General features: G+C 42.2%; 11 protein-coding genes. 9 read left to right on the top strand and 2 right to left on the bottom strand.

What is annotated here, in order from left to right; genetic code table 11:
* The first annotated feature begins 17 nt into the window (after nt 1–17).
* From ACHLI0_RS00430 to ACHLI0_RS00455, 6 genes are all read left to right on the top strand, one after another.
* The gene (locus ACHLI0_RS00430; protein ID WP_490748199.1) at nt 18–3,377 is read left to right on the top strand and encodes an RHS repeat domain-containing protein; all 3,360 of its coding nucleotides are present in this window, start codon (nt 18–20) and stop codon (nt 3,375–3,377) included.
* Nucleotides 3,328–4,062, top strand: coding sequence for a hypothetical protein (locus ACHLI0_RS00435; protein ID WP_048695446.1), 735 nt, complete (start codon nt 3,328–3,330; stop codon nt 4,060–4,062). The genes ACHLI0_RS00430 and ACHLI0_RS00435 overlap by 50 nt, the downstream gene beginning before the upstream one ends.
* A gap of 512 nt (nt 4,063–4,574) precedes the next feature.
* Nucleotides 4,575–5,177, top strand: a complete 603-nt coding sequence (locus ACHLI0_RS00440) for a hypothetical protein (RefSeq protein WP_195740623.1) — start codon at nt 4,575–4,577, stop codon at nt 5,175–5,177.
* 36 nt (nt 5,178–5,213) lie between these two features.
* A complete protein-coding gene (locus ACHLI0_RS00445) occupies nt 5,214–5,546 on the top strand; it encodes an RHS repeat domain-containing protein (RefSeq protein ID WP_490748200.1) in 333 nt (110 codons plus the stop codon).
* A 291-nt stretch (nt 5,547–5,837) separates the two neighbouring features.
* On the top strand, nt 5,838–6,353 hold the full coding sequence (locus ACHLI0_RS00450; protein ID WP_490748201.1) for a hypothetical protein: 516 nt from the start codon (nt 5,838–5,840) through the stop codon (nt 6,351–6,353).
* A gap of 497 nt (nt 6,354–6,850) precedes the next feature.
* Nucleotides 6,851–7,462 (top strand): hypothetical protein, encoded by a 612-nt coding sequence (locus ACHLI0_RS00455; RefSeq protein ID WP_055217563.1) that lies wholly within the window; start codon nt 6,851–6,853, stop codon nt 7,460–7,462.
* Between the two features lie 81 nt (nt 7,463–7,543).
* On the opposite strand, the gene ACHLI0_RS00460 is transcribed toward ACHLI0_RS00455, so the two are convergent.
* Nucleotides 7,544–8,593: a leucine-rich repeat domain-containing protein gene (locus ACHLI0_RS00460; RefSeq protein WP_008763402.1), complete on the bottom strand. Its 1,050-nt coding sequence runs from the start codon at nt 8,591–8,593 to the stop codon at nt 7,544–7,546.
* 103 nt (nt 8,594–8,696) lie between these two features.
* Between ACHLI0_RS00460 and ACHLI0_RS00465 the strand changes: the two genes are divergently transcribed.
* Entirely contained in the window at nt 8,697–9,593 is an 897-nt protein-coding gene (locus tag ACHLI0_RS00465; RefSeq protein ID WP_490748202.1) for a CPBP family intramembrane glutamic endopeptidase, read from the top strand.
* Here the strand turns inward: ACHLI0_RS00465 and ACHLI0_RS00470 are convergent.
* Nucleotides 9,565–11,697: a Tex family protein gene (locus ACHLI0_RS00470; protein WP_490748203.1), complete on the bottom strand. Its 2,133-nt coding sequence runs from the start codon at nt 11,695–11,697 to the stop codon at nt 9,565–9,567. The two genes, ACHLI0_RS00465 and ACHLI0_RS00470, sit on opposite strands and share 29 nt — an antisense overlap.
* Before the next feature lie 117 nt (nt 11,698–11,814).
* Here ACHLI0_RS00470 and ACHLI0_RS00475 point away from each other — a divergent pair, with 117 nt between their 5' ends.
* On the top strand, nt 11,815–13,740 hold the full coding sequence (locus ACHLI0_RS00475; protein ID WP_490748204.1) for a sensor histidine kinase: 1,926 nt from the start codon (nt 11,815–11,817) through the stop codon (nt 13,738–13,740).
* Nucleotides 13,737–15,479, top strand: a complete 1,743-nt coding sequence (locus tag ACHLI0_RS00480; protein ID WP_490748205.1) for a bifunctional metallophosphatase/5'-nucleotidase — start codon at nt 13,737–13,739, stop codon at nt 15,477–15,479. The genes ACHLI0_RS00475 and ACHLI0_RS00480 overlap by 4 nt, the downstream gene beginning before the upstream one ends.
* The last annotated feature ends 19 nt before the right edge of the window (nt 15,480–15,498 follow it).

Below are 15,498 nucleotides of genomic sequence, written 5' to 3' on the forward strand. Positions count from 1 at the left end.
TTAAAATACAATTAGATATGAAGAAGATTTTATATTGTATGTTTATTGGCGCATTACTCTCCGGCGAAAGTAATGCCCAGACAAATAATTCATGGATGGAATTATTATCTGCTGACAAGAACCATATAGCTACACGTACATACACTCAAGAGACGGGAGCTGCATGGCAGGATAAGATAGACTATTATGATGGTTTGGGACGTTTGGAGCAATCTGTCTTGAGATACTCTCATCATAATAATAACATGGTGATGTATCAGGAATATGATCCCCAAGGGCGTATCTCCAGAGAATGGTTGCCTGTTACATTTCCAAATAACGGAGGAAAGTTCATTCTTCCTGATGTGGTAAAAAGTAAGGCGACAGCCACGTATGCTGATAATGCACCTTATTCCCGTCCGGTATATGAAGCCTCTCCGCTGGATCGTACTCTGGAACAATACGGTCCCGGGCAAGACTGGCAGGATAATCATCATAGTGTGAAAAGTGACTACCTGACCAATATAGCAGGTACGGATACATTAAACTGCATTCATTTCACTGCAACGAATGCAAGTGATACTGTTATACAAATCAGTCGCATCGGTAATTATGCAACGGGACAACTTTATGTTACCCGTATGGCAGACGAAGATGGGAATCCGTCTTTCGAGTTCAAAGACAAACTGGGACAGATTGTCTTGACTCGTCAGATCATGCGGACCGGAGGGAACAAGGAACTGTATGATACTTATTATATATATGATGATTTTGGCAATCGGGTAGCTGTGCTTCCTCCGGCTGCTGCTACCATATTCGGTAGTGGCAGCACTACAAGCTGGAAAAGTAATACGGATGCAACGCTTCTGCAATATGCCTTTTTGTACAAATATGATAGCCGTAAACTTCAGATAGCCAAGAAACTTCCGGGCTGCAACTGGTCTTTTTATATCTATGACAAGGGAAGGCGGCTGATTTTTTCTCAGGACGGCAATCAGCATGGCCGTGGTGAATGGTCGTTCAGCATTCCGGATATGTTTGGACGTGAGTGTTTCTCAGGCGTTTGCAGGAATGTACTGGATCCTTTTTCCGATCCGTTATTTTCTTCCGTCGTCAATGCCTCCTGGTATTCCGGTTCTACTGCTGCCATTGGCAGTGGTCCGTATAAAGGTTATAGCCTGTCGGGGCTTACTTTGACTTCTCCCGGCTTGCTTTCAGTCAAGTATTATGATGATTACTCTTTCTTGGGTAGAAACGGTTTTCCGATTTCCACAGATGCCGGCGTTTGTTATGATGCCGGTGCAGAGACGGAAGGCTTTGGCAAGCGTTATTCGGCAAGTTCTCAAGATATACTTACGGGGAGTCTGACAGCGTGTCTTGATGAGAAAGGGCAGTCTTATCTTTATACCGTGATGTATTATGATGATCACGACAGGGTAATACAAAGCAAGTCAGTCAGTCACCTGAATGGTGGAGTCGAAAAAGACTATATGGCTTATAACTTTATCGGTCAGCCGACAAGGCATAAACATATCCATTCGGCTACCGGCAAAACGACCCAGACCGAACTCTACTCATATACCTATGATTATGCGGATCGGCTGCAAACCACTACGCACCGTTTGAATAATGGACCGGTAATGACTCTTGTCAATAATGAATATGATGAACTGGGGCGTCTGCAACGTAACAGGCGTAATGGTCAAGCCAATCTTCATACGAGTTATACTTATAATCTCCGTTCATGGACTGAATCGATCAGCTGTCCTCTGTTCTGTGAGACATTATATTATAATGACGCGCGTCCCAACCAAACAAATACTCATTATTATAATGGTAATATCTCCGGTATGGATTGGAATGTAAATGGCGATAAAAAGCGTGGTTATGATTTTTCTTATGACAATCTTTCCCGTTTGCTCCATGCGGACTATCTTGAGAATAATATTCGCAATCATAACTTCAACACTTCTTATAGTTATGACAAGCAGGGTAATATAGTCTCTCTGATGCGTTCCGGGAATCAGAATGCTGCCTATGGAGTAATTGATAACTTAACTCTAAATTACCGTGGTAATCAGTTAATAAAGGTTGAAGATACTGCGTCAGATTCAAATCTTCCGGCATCATCTATGGATTTCAGGAATGGCACAAATCAGGATGTGGAATACCTCTATGATGAAAATGGTAATCTGATTAAAGATTTAAATAAAAGTATAGCTGATATTCAATACAATTTATTAAATTTGCCAAAACGGATTACTTTCAATGACACAAACAAATCTACTCATGAGTATGTTTATTCTGCCGATGGAAAGAAGCTATCCGTCATTCATAAATCTTCCGCAGAGAATCGTACTGATTATGTCGGTAATATGATTTATGAGAATGGTTCTTTAAAGCGTATATTGGTGGATGGTGGTTACATTGAGAATGGTACTTACTATTTCTATTTGCAGGACCATTTGGGCAATAATCGTGTGGTGGCTAAGTCGGACGGGACGGTAATTCAAACAAATCATTATTATCCTTTCGGCATGTCGTTTACAGAGAGTACTCACGGAGATAAACAACCTTATAAATATAATAATAAGGAATTGGATATGAATAATGGTTTGAACTGGTATGATTATGATGCCCGACAGATGGAAGCTGTCTCCGGACGCTTTACAAGTATTGATCCGATGGCAGAGAAGTATTATAGCTGGTCGCCTTATAGTTATTGTTTGGGAAATCCGATAAAGTTTGTAGACCCAACAGGTACTTTGACTTCTCCTTACTATACAGAAGACGGTACTTTCCTGGGCGTAGACGAGAAAGGATTTACCGGTGCGATTTACATTACTAACAAAGCTACTTTTGATAAATACTCAAATAAGGGAGTTGCTGACTCAAAGAAGATACAGGGAGATAAGAATACTGTTCCGTTGAAAACAAGCGTTATAGAACTTGCTTCTCAGGCTCATATATATACAGATGTATTGAAGAAAAGTACAGATGCTAAGCTTGATATGTCTGGGCTTTATAAAGGTGAAGTGTCAATTGTGGATGATGTGGTCAGAGTAGGTCTTAATGAATATATGGGAAAAGGTTATAATGACCCATATGGACATAAAGAGAAGCCTAAATATTCTACGACATATGTAAAAGGGAAAATTCGGGTGACAGTAGAATCTGGCTATAATCAACATGATTTATATACAGTGGAGAGTATTCAGAATTATTTAGGTGTTCATGAGTATTATGGGCATGGAATAATGAACTGGAGTAAAACAAGTACTCACTGGAAATGCTATAATGCTCAATTGAATCATCCCACTTTTAAAAAATTACCTAAATATCAACAAGATGAAATTAAAGAAAGGTATAATCTTTATTACAGCAAACGTGGTAAATAAAAGAATATTATGTGTGTTTAGTATTATATTATTTATAATGAGTTCACATGCTCAAGTAAAAGAACTTTCAATGGAACTTGAATTGTTAAATGTATCGAGAAGTAATATCCATCCAAGTCCTCAAGGAGGAATTATAGGGGACACTGTTCCTGTGAGTCTGACTTTTGAGTTTTTGATGTATAACCATACCCATAAACCGGTTTTGTTTGGTTCTAATACCAAACATTATTATCGCCCTGCTTGGGATAGTTCAGACTATGGAGAAATAGGTCGTTTTTTAATGATAAACAAATCCGATACTATTGCATTATTTACCTATTATGGTTCTTTGATTCCTAATAATAGAAAAGATACTATTGCATATTGGGCAACAATTGAAGGTGTGGAAGATTCCGAGGATCATCCTGTATTTAGACCTTTCTTACATCATTGGAGTAGTGTAGGAAAAGACTGGGTCAGACAACTTTATAATTATTTAAAGGAATGCCGTTTTGTGTATGTCCCGATACAAGCGGATTATCAACGTAGACTTGATGAGTTTGAAGATAAGTCAATGATTGATAGTATTGTTTATCCTCGTGATATTATTGAGATAAAAAAGAAAGATCCTTTTGATATAATTATTAGTGATTCGGAAGAGGAGTATTATATTTATCCTCCGATATCCATAAAACAGGAAGAATAAATCCATCTGATACCGTATTTCTTAATTATGCCCTGAGATAATTAACTCGTGGTGGTTATTTTATCTTGGGGCATATAAAAAAATAAACATACTGTTTATGATATGGAGATGAAGAGGGCTACTGAAATAAATCGTAATCCAAATGCGTTTAAAAAGATGAATGATGGTATAGATGGAATTTTGTATATTAATAAAAAGAGAAAAGACGATGAGAGGTATTGATTATTTTGGCACTCTGATTATGTGGTTGGTAGTACTGATTGGTTGGTTGATAAAAGGGTGCAAAACCAATCTTTTTGAAGAGATTGCGAAAATAAATAATTCCGTAAAAAGGAATGTGGAAATAATTTTTGTAATTTTCTTTTTGGGGCCCATATTCTTAGGCGAATGTAGGGGCAATTAGGTTCTCTTTTTCTCTAACTTCGATATGAACGGGAATTTAATTCGTTGATCATGTCGAAGTTAGTATGATTTTAATAGGAATTTATTGATAATAATATATGAAATAAATTATGAAGGTAATAATTTTAGTTTTAGGCTTTCTTTTTGGAGCTTGCTCATCTCAGGTACATCCTGATAAAAGGCAGATACGATATTATCAAGAAATAATAGGCTTGTATCCTCCCGACCTTGTTTTAGAATTTCCGAATAAGATAGATAAACGAGCAGATGTAATAACACATTTTCAATTCCCACGAGGAAAATATCTGAATTACATTCATTTAGGATTGTCTTTGGATGATAATGAAACGCAATCATTAAAAACAGAATTAGTAGCAAAAGCCAAAGCTGTTTATCATTTAACTGATTCTTGTTTAATGACTATACCGTATGATTATAATAATTTTACAGTTGTGTTTTCTGATTCACTACATAATTGTAATGCTGCTCACATACTACCTATCCCCCATTTTAAACGTTGGGGCATAGATTTTTCACCTGATTTTTATAAAGATGCAACTAGTTATGTTCTTGATGCTAAGCAAGGGCGCTTTTTAGCAGATGATAATCTTTCTAGATCCGGTGTAGGTCTTCCTAAAGAGTGGTTACATGGCTATACGAAAGGCGTTACCCTCTTTAAGAATTATGCTATATATTGGCTAGAAGTTTGGTAGTTTGTCTATTTTATTATGCCTTGGGATAATTAACTCATGATAGCTGTTTTATCTCAGGGCATATTGTATTTGCAGGACCATTTGGGTAATAATCGTGTGGTGGCTAAATCGGACGGGACAGTAATTCAAACAAATCATTATTATCCTTTCGGCATATCGTTTACAGAGAGTACTCACGGAGATAAACAACCTTATAAATATAATAATAAGGAGTTGGATATGAATAATGGCTTGAACTGGTATGATTATGATGCCCGACAGATGGAAGCTGTCTCCGGACGCTTTACAAGCATTGATCCGATGGCGGAGAACTATTGTGTAATAAGTCCGTATATTTATTGTAATAACAATCCTGTAAAATATCATTGATCAGACAGGTATGTTTTTTACAGGTTATACAGTTAATCAAAATGGATATATATCAAAGGTGAACGATGAAGGAGGCCAAGACTTTTATGTATTCCAAACCGGGTTTTCGAGTAATCAGAGCAGATCATATTCACCCAATAGTTGGACATAATACTCCATCAACAGATGGGGGGATATAGATAAAGCAAAAGGAATACTAAAAAAATCTCCGAATGCTACTTTTAGAATTTTAAACAATGGAATATATTATGACTATACAAATAAGGTTAGAAAGTAATAAACTGAGAAATTATGAAGAAATTCGTTTATTTGTTGCTAATACTATTATCAACAGTTATGTTTGCCAGATGTATGTCTAGTGAAAAAAGTGTAAAGTTTAAACCTTATAAGACGAGGGACTATATTAGAAAAGAAATAAGGGTATATGAGGTAAAGGAATGGCTACATCCTACTCTTGATTCAATTCTCGTAGAAACAGAAGAGTGTCTTGAAGGTAAAGGGTACAAAGATAAAGTTGTATTCACTTTCAATATAGTAGGAGAACTCACTTCTTCAGGGAAATTTGCTGATTTTGCAGTCGAAGGTTTTTATTCTTCTGAAAGTATAAATCATGTGATAGAGACGGAAGCTGTATTCTACTATAAAGGATATACATTCTATTGTGGAGGTACTTTCCTTGATCTTTTCTTTAGAGAAACTGGTAAAACCATAACTCTCACCTGTATAGATCCTGAAAAATTTAGACATATAGTTGACTTTGAGAATACTACGCTAATGGAATGGCTCTATATGCAACATATAGAGTAATTAAAAATGAAATAACTACCTTGACTGCAAATTCTACTGTTTTTACGTTAGGGTAGTTTTTTTATATACACCTTTTCTCGTCGCCACTGTTAATTATGGCGAAAATGATATTTTAAATAATAGAGCTGAAGTTAGTAATGGATGATCCTCAATTTGCAATGTTGCAACTTGAATATGAGTCTCAGGCCATAGAAATAGACAAAGGCCTAGGAGAAATAGATATTAAAGAATAAATCCGATCATATTATATATGATATAGCATCTACACTTTTAACGGGAGGAAAAGAAACCCATTATATTGAAAGGAACTATATCACCTATAAAGAATCTAAATTTGATGATAAGTTTTATAATGCAGTTGGAGCTCTTTATGAAGTGGCAAATACAGTTACAGTAGGTAAACATGATTATCGAAATGTTCACATTTATAATAATTGGAACGATTACTCCCAATCAACTAAAGGACAAGGAGGTCTTCTGAAATATAAAAAATAGTTATGAGAATAATAGTTGTGGTTTTTAGTTTTTTGTTTTCTATGCAGTCGACATGTTTGTCGCAGATGCGTCCTGAAAAAAGAGAGATACAAGATTATCAAAAAATCATAAGTTTGTACCCATCAGATTTAGTTGCAGGATTTCCAAAAACAATAAAAAATAGAATGTATCTATTTATGGATCTCATTTTTCCGCGCGGGAAGTATATGAGTTATATTCATCTTGGTTTGTCTTTAGATGACAAAGAGATTAGGTCGCTAGAGATGAGACTGATGACAGAAGCAAAGGGTATCTATGCTATAACAGACTCTTGTTTGATGGTTATACCATATAATTATGAAAATTTTAAAATTATTGAATCTGACACTTTAAAGAACTGTATAGCTCCTCGTACACTGCCAGTCTCTAATTTCAAGAATTGGGATGTCTATTTCCCACCTGAGTTCTTGAAAGATGCTAAAATTTATCTTCTTGATGCAAAACAAGGGCGCTTTTTAGAAGATGACAACCTTCCCATATCCGGTGTAGGCTTACCTAAAGAATGGCTGCATGGTTATACAAAAGGCGTTGCTATCTTAAAAAATGATGCTATGTATTGGCTGGAAGTTTGGTAAATTGTCTTTGTTATTATGCCCTGAGATAATTAACTCATAACAGTTATTTTATCTTAGGGCATATTCTATTTCAATTCATTTTTATTTCTTATAAATCAACTTGCTCGGCACCCCGTTTCCGAAGAGTTCATCGCCCAGCGTTGTAATCTTATCACCTGTAGCAAGCACATAGCGAAGATTATCGCATCCCATGAACGCTCCGAACTCGATAGCCGTCACGCTGGCAGGCAGCTCAAGTGTTCCGGCAAGCCGTCCGCAGTTGCTGAATACCCGTTGGCCGATGGTCTTGAGGTTATGTGGCAGCTTGATCTTCAGGAGATACTTCTTTTGTGCGAAAGTGAAGTCGGGGATAGTCGTCGCATTTGTTTTAGAAATATCCAGAGATACGAGATTCGGCATATAGTCGCGGATCAGTTTGAAGTCGGCGTTATCCAGTTTCCCTTCGATGGTCAGGAAGTTGATGTCCCTGGGTTGCAGACCTGCTTTCATAATCTCGTCTTCCAGTTTGCCCATTGCGCCTACCTGTATGGTTGTTTCCAGCGGTTCACCTTCTATAAATGCAAAGTGCTCCCATCTGTTCTTAAAACGATAGGCATCACTGCTGCCCAGCGGGATGAAGATGGCGGTCACACTGTCCGCCAGCGCTTCCGGCAGCAGGTTAGGAGCTGTCTTCTTGCGTATCTGACAGATTTTCAAGTTGTCACATCCTTTGAAGGCGGCATCCTCGATATTCTTTATCTTTTCGGAAAGGATCACTTTCTCCAGCGTCTGTTTACCTTTGGTTACTCCGTTCACCACATTCGAGAAAGCGTAGGCAGGGACAAAATTGGCCATATAGATGTAGAACTTTCCGTTAGGATACGTGCCGGCTTTTCCGCTGTACATCTTAATTTCGGCGTTGGAGATATCGAGCACTTTCAGGCTGGGAAACTCGTCGCGGAGATGTCTGAAGTCTTCTGCGTTCAGTTTTCCTGTCAGTGTCAGGTGAGTGATGCTGTTAGCTTCTTCTTCCGTCATCATCGAGATCAGTGTGCCGGGCTTGCTGACATAATACGTTTTGCTTACTTGTGCGGTTGCTCCCAATGTGCTGGCAGCCAATAAAAAACTTATCAGTAGTTGTCTTATTTTCATAATTATACAGATTTGTTCAGACAAATATAGGAAAAATAGGTAAGACACGATGTTTTTTTATGTTTTATATCTAATTTTGTAGCGTGATTAACAAAAAGTAAAAATGGAGACAGAAGAAATCAGAGAAAAGAAAGAACCGAAGAGACTTCCCGTATGGGCGTGCATCCTGTTGTTTGCACTGGGGCTTTTCGTCACCTTTGGGTTATATAGTACGATAGGCTTCGGAGTTTTATCTCTGATTCTTGGTGATGAAGCACGGCATCCCGGACTGTTGAGAGATATTGTGGCAGAAGCCGGCATGCTGCTGGCCGTGCTGACTTCGGCAGTGATTCTGCTCTTTTTTGAACGCCGCCCTTTCTCTGACCTGGGACTAACACTGAAAGGTCATGCACGGGGATTGTGGTACGGACTGCTGGCAGCCATCCTTCTCTACTTGATCGGTTTTGGACTGTCTTTGGTTTTGGGTGAGGTGGAAGTAACCGGTTTTCAGTTCGATCCTCTGAATCTGCTTGCTACCTTTGTGTTCTGCCTGTTGGTGGCTCTAGCCGAAGAAATCATGGTGCGTGGCTATATACTCGGCCGTCTGCTGCATACCCGGATGAATAAATTCCTGTCTCTTTTTGTCTCCGCACTGCTGTTCGCATTGCTGCACCTCTTCAACCCGAATCTTGCCTTCCTGCCTATGCTGAATCTGTTACTTGCAGGTATGTTTATCGGCGCTTCCTATTTATATACGCGCAATCTTTGTTTCCCTATTTCCCTTCATCTTTTCTGGAACTGGATTCAGGGCCCGATACTGGGCTATCAGGTAAGTGGAAATGACTTGGGAACCTCCCTGCTGACGCTGCATCTGCCCGAAGAGAACGTACTGAATGGCGGAGCCTTCGGGTTTGAAGGCTCGCTCATTTGTACAGTACTGATGATTATCTTTACGATTTTAATTGTCTGGTGGGGAGAAAAACGGGAGGCGATCAGTCTTGCTGTACCCCGATCATGCTAAGCTGAATCCGTTTCCGGTCGGTATCCACGTTCATCACTCTGACCATGACATGCTGGTGGATGGACACGATTTCTGTAGGATCGGAGATGTATCGTTCGGCTAGTTGGGAGAGGTGTACAAGCCCGTTCTCCTTGATGCCTATATCGACGAAAACTCCGAAATTGGTAATATTGCCTACGATGCCCGGCAGAATCATGCCTTCGCGCAAGTCTGCGATGGTGCGCACGTTCTTGTCGAATTCAAATACCTTGATCGCTTTACGCGGGTCGCGTCCCGGCTTGTCGAGTTCCTGCATGATGTCTTGCAGGGTAGGCAGGCCCACAGTCGGCGTGATGTAGTCCGATATCTTGATTTTTTGGCGGAGTTCCTTATTCGCGATCAGTTCGTCTACGCTACATTTCAAGTCCTTTGCCATTTGCTCTACGATGTGGTAGCTTTCCGGATGCACGGCTGTGTTGTCCAACGGGTTCTTTGCTCCGGGAATGCGGAGGAAGCCGGCACACTGTTCGAAGGCTTTGGCACCCATGCGGGGGACTTTCATCAGCTCCTTGCGTGAACTGAAAGCTCCGTTCTCGGCACGGAAGTTGACAATGTTTTGTGCCAGTTGCGGACCCAGACCGGAGATGTACGTCAGCAGATGGCTGCTGGCGGTATTCAGGTTCACGCCTACCAGGTTCACGCAGTTTTCCACTGTCTGGTCAAGGGCTTTCTTCAGTTTCGTCTGGTCTACATCGTGCTGGTATTGTCCTACACCGATAGATTTGGGATCGATCTTTACCAGTTCCGCCAGAGGGTCCATCAGTCGGCGACCGATGGAGACTGCTCCACGCACCGTTACGTCATAATCGGGAAACTCGTCACGGGCGATCTTGGATGCCGAATAAATGGAAGCTCCCTGCTCGCTGACCACGAAGACAGGAATCTGCCGGTCGAAGGTCTGATGATTGATAAAGTCTTCCGTTTCGCGGCTGGCTGTTCCGTTGCCGATGGAGATGGCTTCAATTTCATAGGCTTCTATCATCTTGCGGAGTTTGGAGGCCGCTTCACCGGTTTTATTGACCGGAGGATGTGGGTAGATATTCTCATTGTGCAGCAAGTTGCCTTGCGCATCGAGGCAGACGACTTTGCAGCCGGTACGGAATCCGGGGTCGATGGCGAGCACCCGTTTCTGTCCGAGAGGGGGAGAGAGAAGCAGTTGGCGGAGATTCTCCGTAAATACGCGGATGGCTTCGTCGTCGGCCTTTTCTTTGGACTGGGCGGCAAATTCTGTTTCGATGGAAGGTTTGAGCAGACGTTTGTAGGCGTCGGCGGTGGCTTCCCTTACTTGATGGCTGCATTCATTGTTGCCATGTACGAACTGGCGGTCAAGGCGTTCCAGACAGGCTTCGTCATCCGGACTGATGGATACTTTCAGCAAGCCTTCGGATTCTGCCCGGCGGATGGCAAGCAGGCGGTGGGAAGTGCAGCGTTTCAGTGATTCGGAGAAGTCGAAATAATCCCGGTACTTGGCGGCCTCTTCCTCTTTTCCTTTCACTACCTTGGCGGTGATTTCCGCCTGACGGGTGAACTGGTTACGTATGGCGTTGCGGGCACGCTCGTCCTCGTTCACTTGCTCCGCGATGATGTCACGGGCGCCTTTCAGTGCGTCTTCCGCATCCTTGACGTCGCCTTTGACGAAGGTGGCGGCTTTGGCGGTGAGGTTGGGCTCCCTTTGCAGCATCATGATCATGGCCAGCGGTTCCAATCCTTTCTGGCGGGCCGCTTCGGCACGGGTCTTCCGTTTGGGTTTGTAGGGGAGGTAGATGTCCTCCAGTTCCGTAGGATTCCAGGTGGCGTTGATGCGCTTTTCGAGCTCCGGAGTGAGTTTCCCTTGCTCGTTGATGGTACTGAGGATGGTTTCCTTCCGTCTGGCTATGTCGCACAACTTGTCATGTTGCTCCTTGATGTTCTCTATCTGTACTTCGTCCAGTCCGCCGGTAGCTTCCTTACGGTAACGGCTGATGAAAGGGATGGTGGCACCTTCGTCCAACAAGTGGAGGGTACTGCTGATTTGTCTTTCCGGTATCCCCAGTAATCCGGAAATCATTTGGTGAAATAGTTCCATAAACAATTTTTTTGCGAATGAATGAGCGACAAAAATACACATAAATCTGTTATAGCCGACAAGTTTTAGTATATTTGCAAGCTAAAATGAGATAGTAACACTTCAAAACTTACGAGTATGATGAGATATATAGGGTTCCTGTTTATCTGTTTGCTATGGCTTTTTCGGGCCACAGCGTTATTTGCTGTCTCTAACGATCAGAAACCTATCCTGATTATCTGCTCCTACAATCCCGCCGCTCATCAAACTTCGGTCACTATCTCCGACTATATGGAAGAATATAGCAAATTGGGAGGGAAACGCGATATTATCATTGAAAACATGAACTGCAAAAGTTTCTCCGAAGCCCCGCTTTGGAGCGGTATGATGACGCAGATTCTTTCTAAATATCAAGGGGAGAAGCATCCGGCGCAAATTATTCTGTTGGGACAGGAAGCATGGGCGGCGTATCTGTCGCAACGGGATTCGATACAGGTGAAGGTGCCGGTGATGTGCAGCCTCGTCAGCAGCAATATCGTCATACTGCCCGAGGATACGGTTGCCGGACTGGACACATGGATGCCGGAATCGGTCGATCTCTTTACCGACCACATGAATATACCGGAATTGAAGTCGGGATTTATCAATCAGTACAATATAGAAGATAATGTCCGGATGATCAAGGCGTTTTATCCGAAGACGGAACACATCGCTTTTATTTCGGACAATACTTACGGCGGCGTCACCATGCAGGCACTGGTGCGGAAAGAAATGAAAAAGTTTCCCGAAATCGACCTGATCCTGATGGACGGCCGGCGGCATACTATCTATACAATTGTAGAAGAGTTGCGTCATTTGCCGGAGAATACGGTGATCATGGTAGGCACGTGGCGTGTGGATATGAACGAAGGTTATTTCATGCGGAATGCTACCTATGCCATGATGGAGGTTACTCCGACCATTCCGACTTTTACTCCCTCATCGGTGAGTCTGGGGTATTGGGCGATCGGCGGAGTGCTGCCCGATTACCGGAAACTGGGGATGGACATGGCATTGGCATCCGTACAGATTGATCAATATCCGGCGGATGAGCAGCAGCACCTTTCCGTGATTGGCAGCAAGGCCGTACTGGACAGCCGGAAGGTGAAGGAGTGGGGACTGGACCCGGACATCCTTCCTTTTGATGTGCAGATTATTAATCAGACCGTATCATTCTATCAGCAATATACTTATCAGATTTGGTCGGCATGTGCGCTGGTTGTCATCCTTGTGCTGGGCTTGTGTATCTCGCTCTTCTACTATTTCCGGACCAAACGTTTGAAGGACGATCTGCTGAAGTCGGAAAAAGACCTGCGGGTGGCAAAAGACCGTGCAGAAGAATCGAACCGCCTGAAAAGTGCTTTCCTCGCCAATATGAGCCATGAGATACGTACGCCTTTAAATTCGATTGTAGGTTTCTCGGATGTGCTCGCTGTGGGTGGCAATACGGAAGAAGAACAGCAGACCTATTATCAGATTATCAAGACAAACTCGGATTTGTTGCTTCGCCTGATCAATGATATTCTCGATCTCTCACGCTTGGAAGCGAACAGGGTCACGTTGACTTGGGAAGAGTGTGACGTGGTGCAGCTATGCAGGCAGGTGGTGGCATCTGTCAGCGTTTCACGGCAGTCCGGCAATCAGTTCCTGTTTGTCAGCGATTATGAGTCGTTTCGGATGACGACAGACATACAGCGTATGCAGCAGGTGATTATCAATCTGATGTCTAATGCGGATAAGTTCACTAGGAAAGGGCAGATAATACTGGAATTTTCGGTGAATGAAGAGACGGAGATGGCTGTATTCTCCGTGACGGATACGGGGTGCGGCATCCCGAAAGAGAAACAGAAACAGGTATTCGAGCGCTTCGAGAAGCTGAACGAATATGCCCAGGGAACAGGTTTGGGATTATCTATCTGTAAATTGATTGTGCATAAATGGAAAGGGGATATATGGATCGACTCCGAATATACAGGAGGTGCACGGTTCATGTTCTCACATCCGCTTAAAATAGAAAAAGAATGAAACGATTTGCATGTGTTTACGTATGGCTTCTTTGCCTCGTGCTCTCAGTTGCGGCACAGGAAAAAGTAGTGAAGCTGAAAATTGTACAGACAAGTGATGTACATGGTAATTATTATCCTTATAATTTTATTACCCGTAAGGATTGGCAGGGCAGTCTGGCACGAATATACGCTTTTGTGGAGAAAGAACGCGAACAATATAAGGAGAATCTTATTTTACTCGACAACGGCGACATATTGCAGGGGCAACCGACTGCCTATTACTATAATTATATAGATACAGTATCACCCCACCTCTGCGCGGAAATGATGAACTACATGAAATATGATGCCGGAAATATGGGTAATCATGATGTGGAGACGGGCCGAGCCGTGTTCGACCGCTGGATCAATACCTGTGACTTTCCTGTATTAGGAGCTAATATCATCGATACATCGACCGGAGAACCTCATCTTCCTCCTTATAAGGTCATGGAACGTGACGGAGTGAAAATCGTAATCCTTGGAATGATCACTCCTGCCATCCCCGCATGGCTCTCGGAGAATCTGTGGAAGGGACTGCGTTTCGACGACATGGAGGAGACTGCACGCAAATGGATGAAGATCATCCGTGAAAAAGAAAATCCGGACTTGATGATCGGCTTGTTCCATGCAGGACAGGAGGCTTTCAAAATGTCCGGCAAGTATAACGAAAACGCTTCTCTGAGTGTGGCAAAGAATGTCCCCGGTTTTGACATTGTACTGATGGGGCACGATCATGCGCGCGAATGTAAGAAAGTGATGAATGTGGCAGGTGATTCGGTGCTGGTCATCGATCCGGCAAGCAACGGAATTGTTCTGTCCAACATCGATGTGACCTTGAAACTGAAAGATGGAAAGGTGCGCAGCAAAGATATAAAAGGAGTATTGACCGAAACGAAAGATTATGGAATCAGCGAGGACTTTATGAAGCATTTTGCTCCTCAATATGACACTGTCCGTAACTTTGTCTCTAAAAAGATCGGTACATTCACCGAGAGTATCTCAACGCGTCCTTCTTTCTTCGGACCGTCTGCTTTTATCGACTTGATCCATACCTTGCAGCTTGACATCACTGGTGCGGAGATATCCTTTGCGGCACCGCTTTCATTTGATGCGAAAATTAATAAAGGAGATGTGTTTGTCAGCGATATGTTCAATCTGTATAAGTATGAGAATATGCTATATATGATGACTTTATCCGGAAAAGAAATCAAGGATTATCTGGAAATGTCTTATTTCATGTGGACCAACCGGATGAAGTCTCCGGACGATCATCTGCTCTGGTTTAAGGAGAAACGTCGCGAAGGTGCGGAGGACAGAGCTTCTTTCCAAAATTTCAGCTTCAATTTTGATTCGGCATCGGGAATTATTTATACCGTAGACGTCACCAAGCCGCAAGGGGAGAAGATAACGATTGTCAGCATGGCAGACGGCAGTCCTTTCTTCATGGATAAGATTTATAAGGTGGCTTTGAACTCTTATCGGGGGAATGGCGGTGGAGAACTGCTGACGAAAGGATCAGGCATCCCTCAGGAGAAATTGAAAGAGCGTATCATCTTCTCTACGGATAAGGACCTTCGTTTCTATCTGATGAATTATATAGAAAAGAAAGGTACTATGGACCCGAAGGCATTGAACCAATGGAAATTCGTTCCTGAAAAGTGGACTGTTCCGGCTGCCGAACGTGATTATAAGTTTTTATTCGGAGATAGTCAATAAGTAGGCAAAAGTGTTCTTT

It is taken from the genome of Bacteroides sp. RCH18 (assembly GCF_058231005.1).

What these genes read in the sequence shown, in the direction of transcription:
- ACHLI0_RS00430 (WP_490748199.1), top strand. Translation starts at nt 18, where the DNA reads ATGAAGAAGATTTTATATTGTATGTTTATTGGCGCATTACTCTCCGGC.
- ACHLI0_RS00435 (WP_048695446.1), top strand. Translation starts at nt 3,328, where the DNA reads ATGAAATTAAAGAAAGGTATAATCTTTATTACAGCAAACGTGGTAAAT.
- ACHLI0_RS00440 (WP_195740623.1), top strand. Translation starts at nt 4,575, where the DNA reads ATGAAGGTAATAATTTTAGTTTTAGGCTTTCTTTTTGGAGCTTGCTCA.
- ACHLI0_RS00445 (WP_490748200.1), top strand. Translation starts at nt 5,214, where the DNA reads ATGATAGCTGTTTTATCTCAGGGCATATTGTATTTGCAGGACCATTTG.
- ACHLI0_RS00450 (WP_490748201.1), top strand. Translation starts at nt 5,838, where the DNA reads ATGAAGAAATTCGTTTATTTGTTGCTAATACTATTATCAACAGTTATG.
- ACHLI0_RS00455 (WP_055217563.1), top strand. Translation starts at nt 6,851, where the DNA reads ATGAGAATAATAGTTGTGGTTTTTAGTTTTTTGTTTTCTATGCAGTCG.
- ACHLI0_RS00460 (WP_008763402.1), bottom strand. Translation starts at nt 8,593, where the DNA reads ATGAAAATAAGACAACTACTGATAAGTTTTTTATTGGCTGCCAGCACA.
- ACHLI0_RS00465 (WP_490748202.1), top strand. Translation starts at nt 8,697, where the DNA reads ATGGAGACAGAAGAAATCAGAGAAAAGAAAGAACCGAAGAGACTTCCC.
- ACHLI0_RS00470 (WP_490748203.1), bottom strand. Translation starts at nt 11,697, where the DNA reads ATGGAACTATTTCACCAAATGATTTCCGGATTACTGGGGATACCGGAA.
- ACHLI0_RS00475 (WP_490748204.1), top strand. Translation starts at nt 11,815, where the DNA reads ATGATGAGATATATAGGGTTCCTGTTTATCTGTTTGCTATGGCTTTTT.
- ACHLI0_RS00480 (WP_490748205.1), top strand. Translation starts at nt 13,737, where the DNA reads ATGAAACGATTTGCATGTGTTTACGTATGGCTTCTTTGCCTCGTGCTC.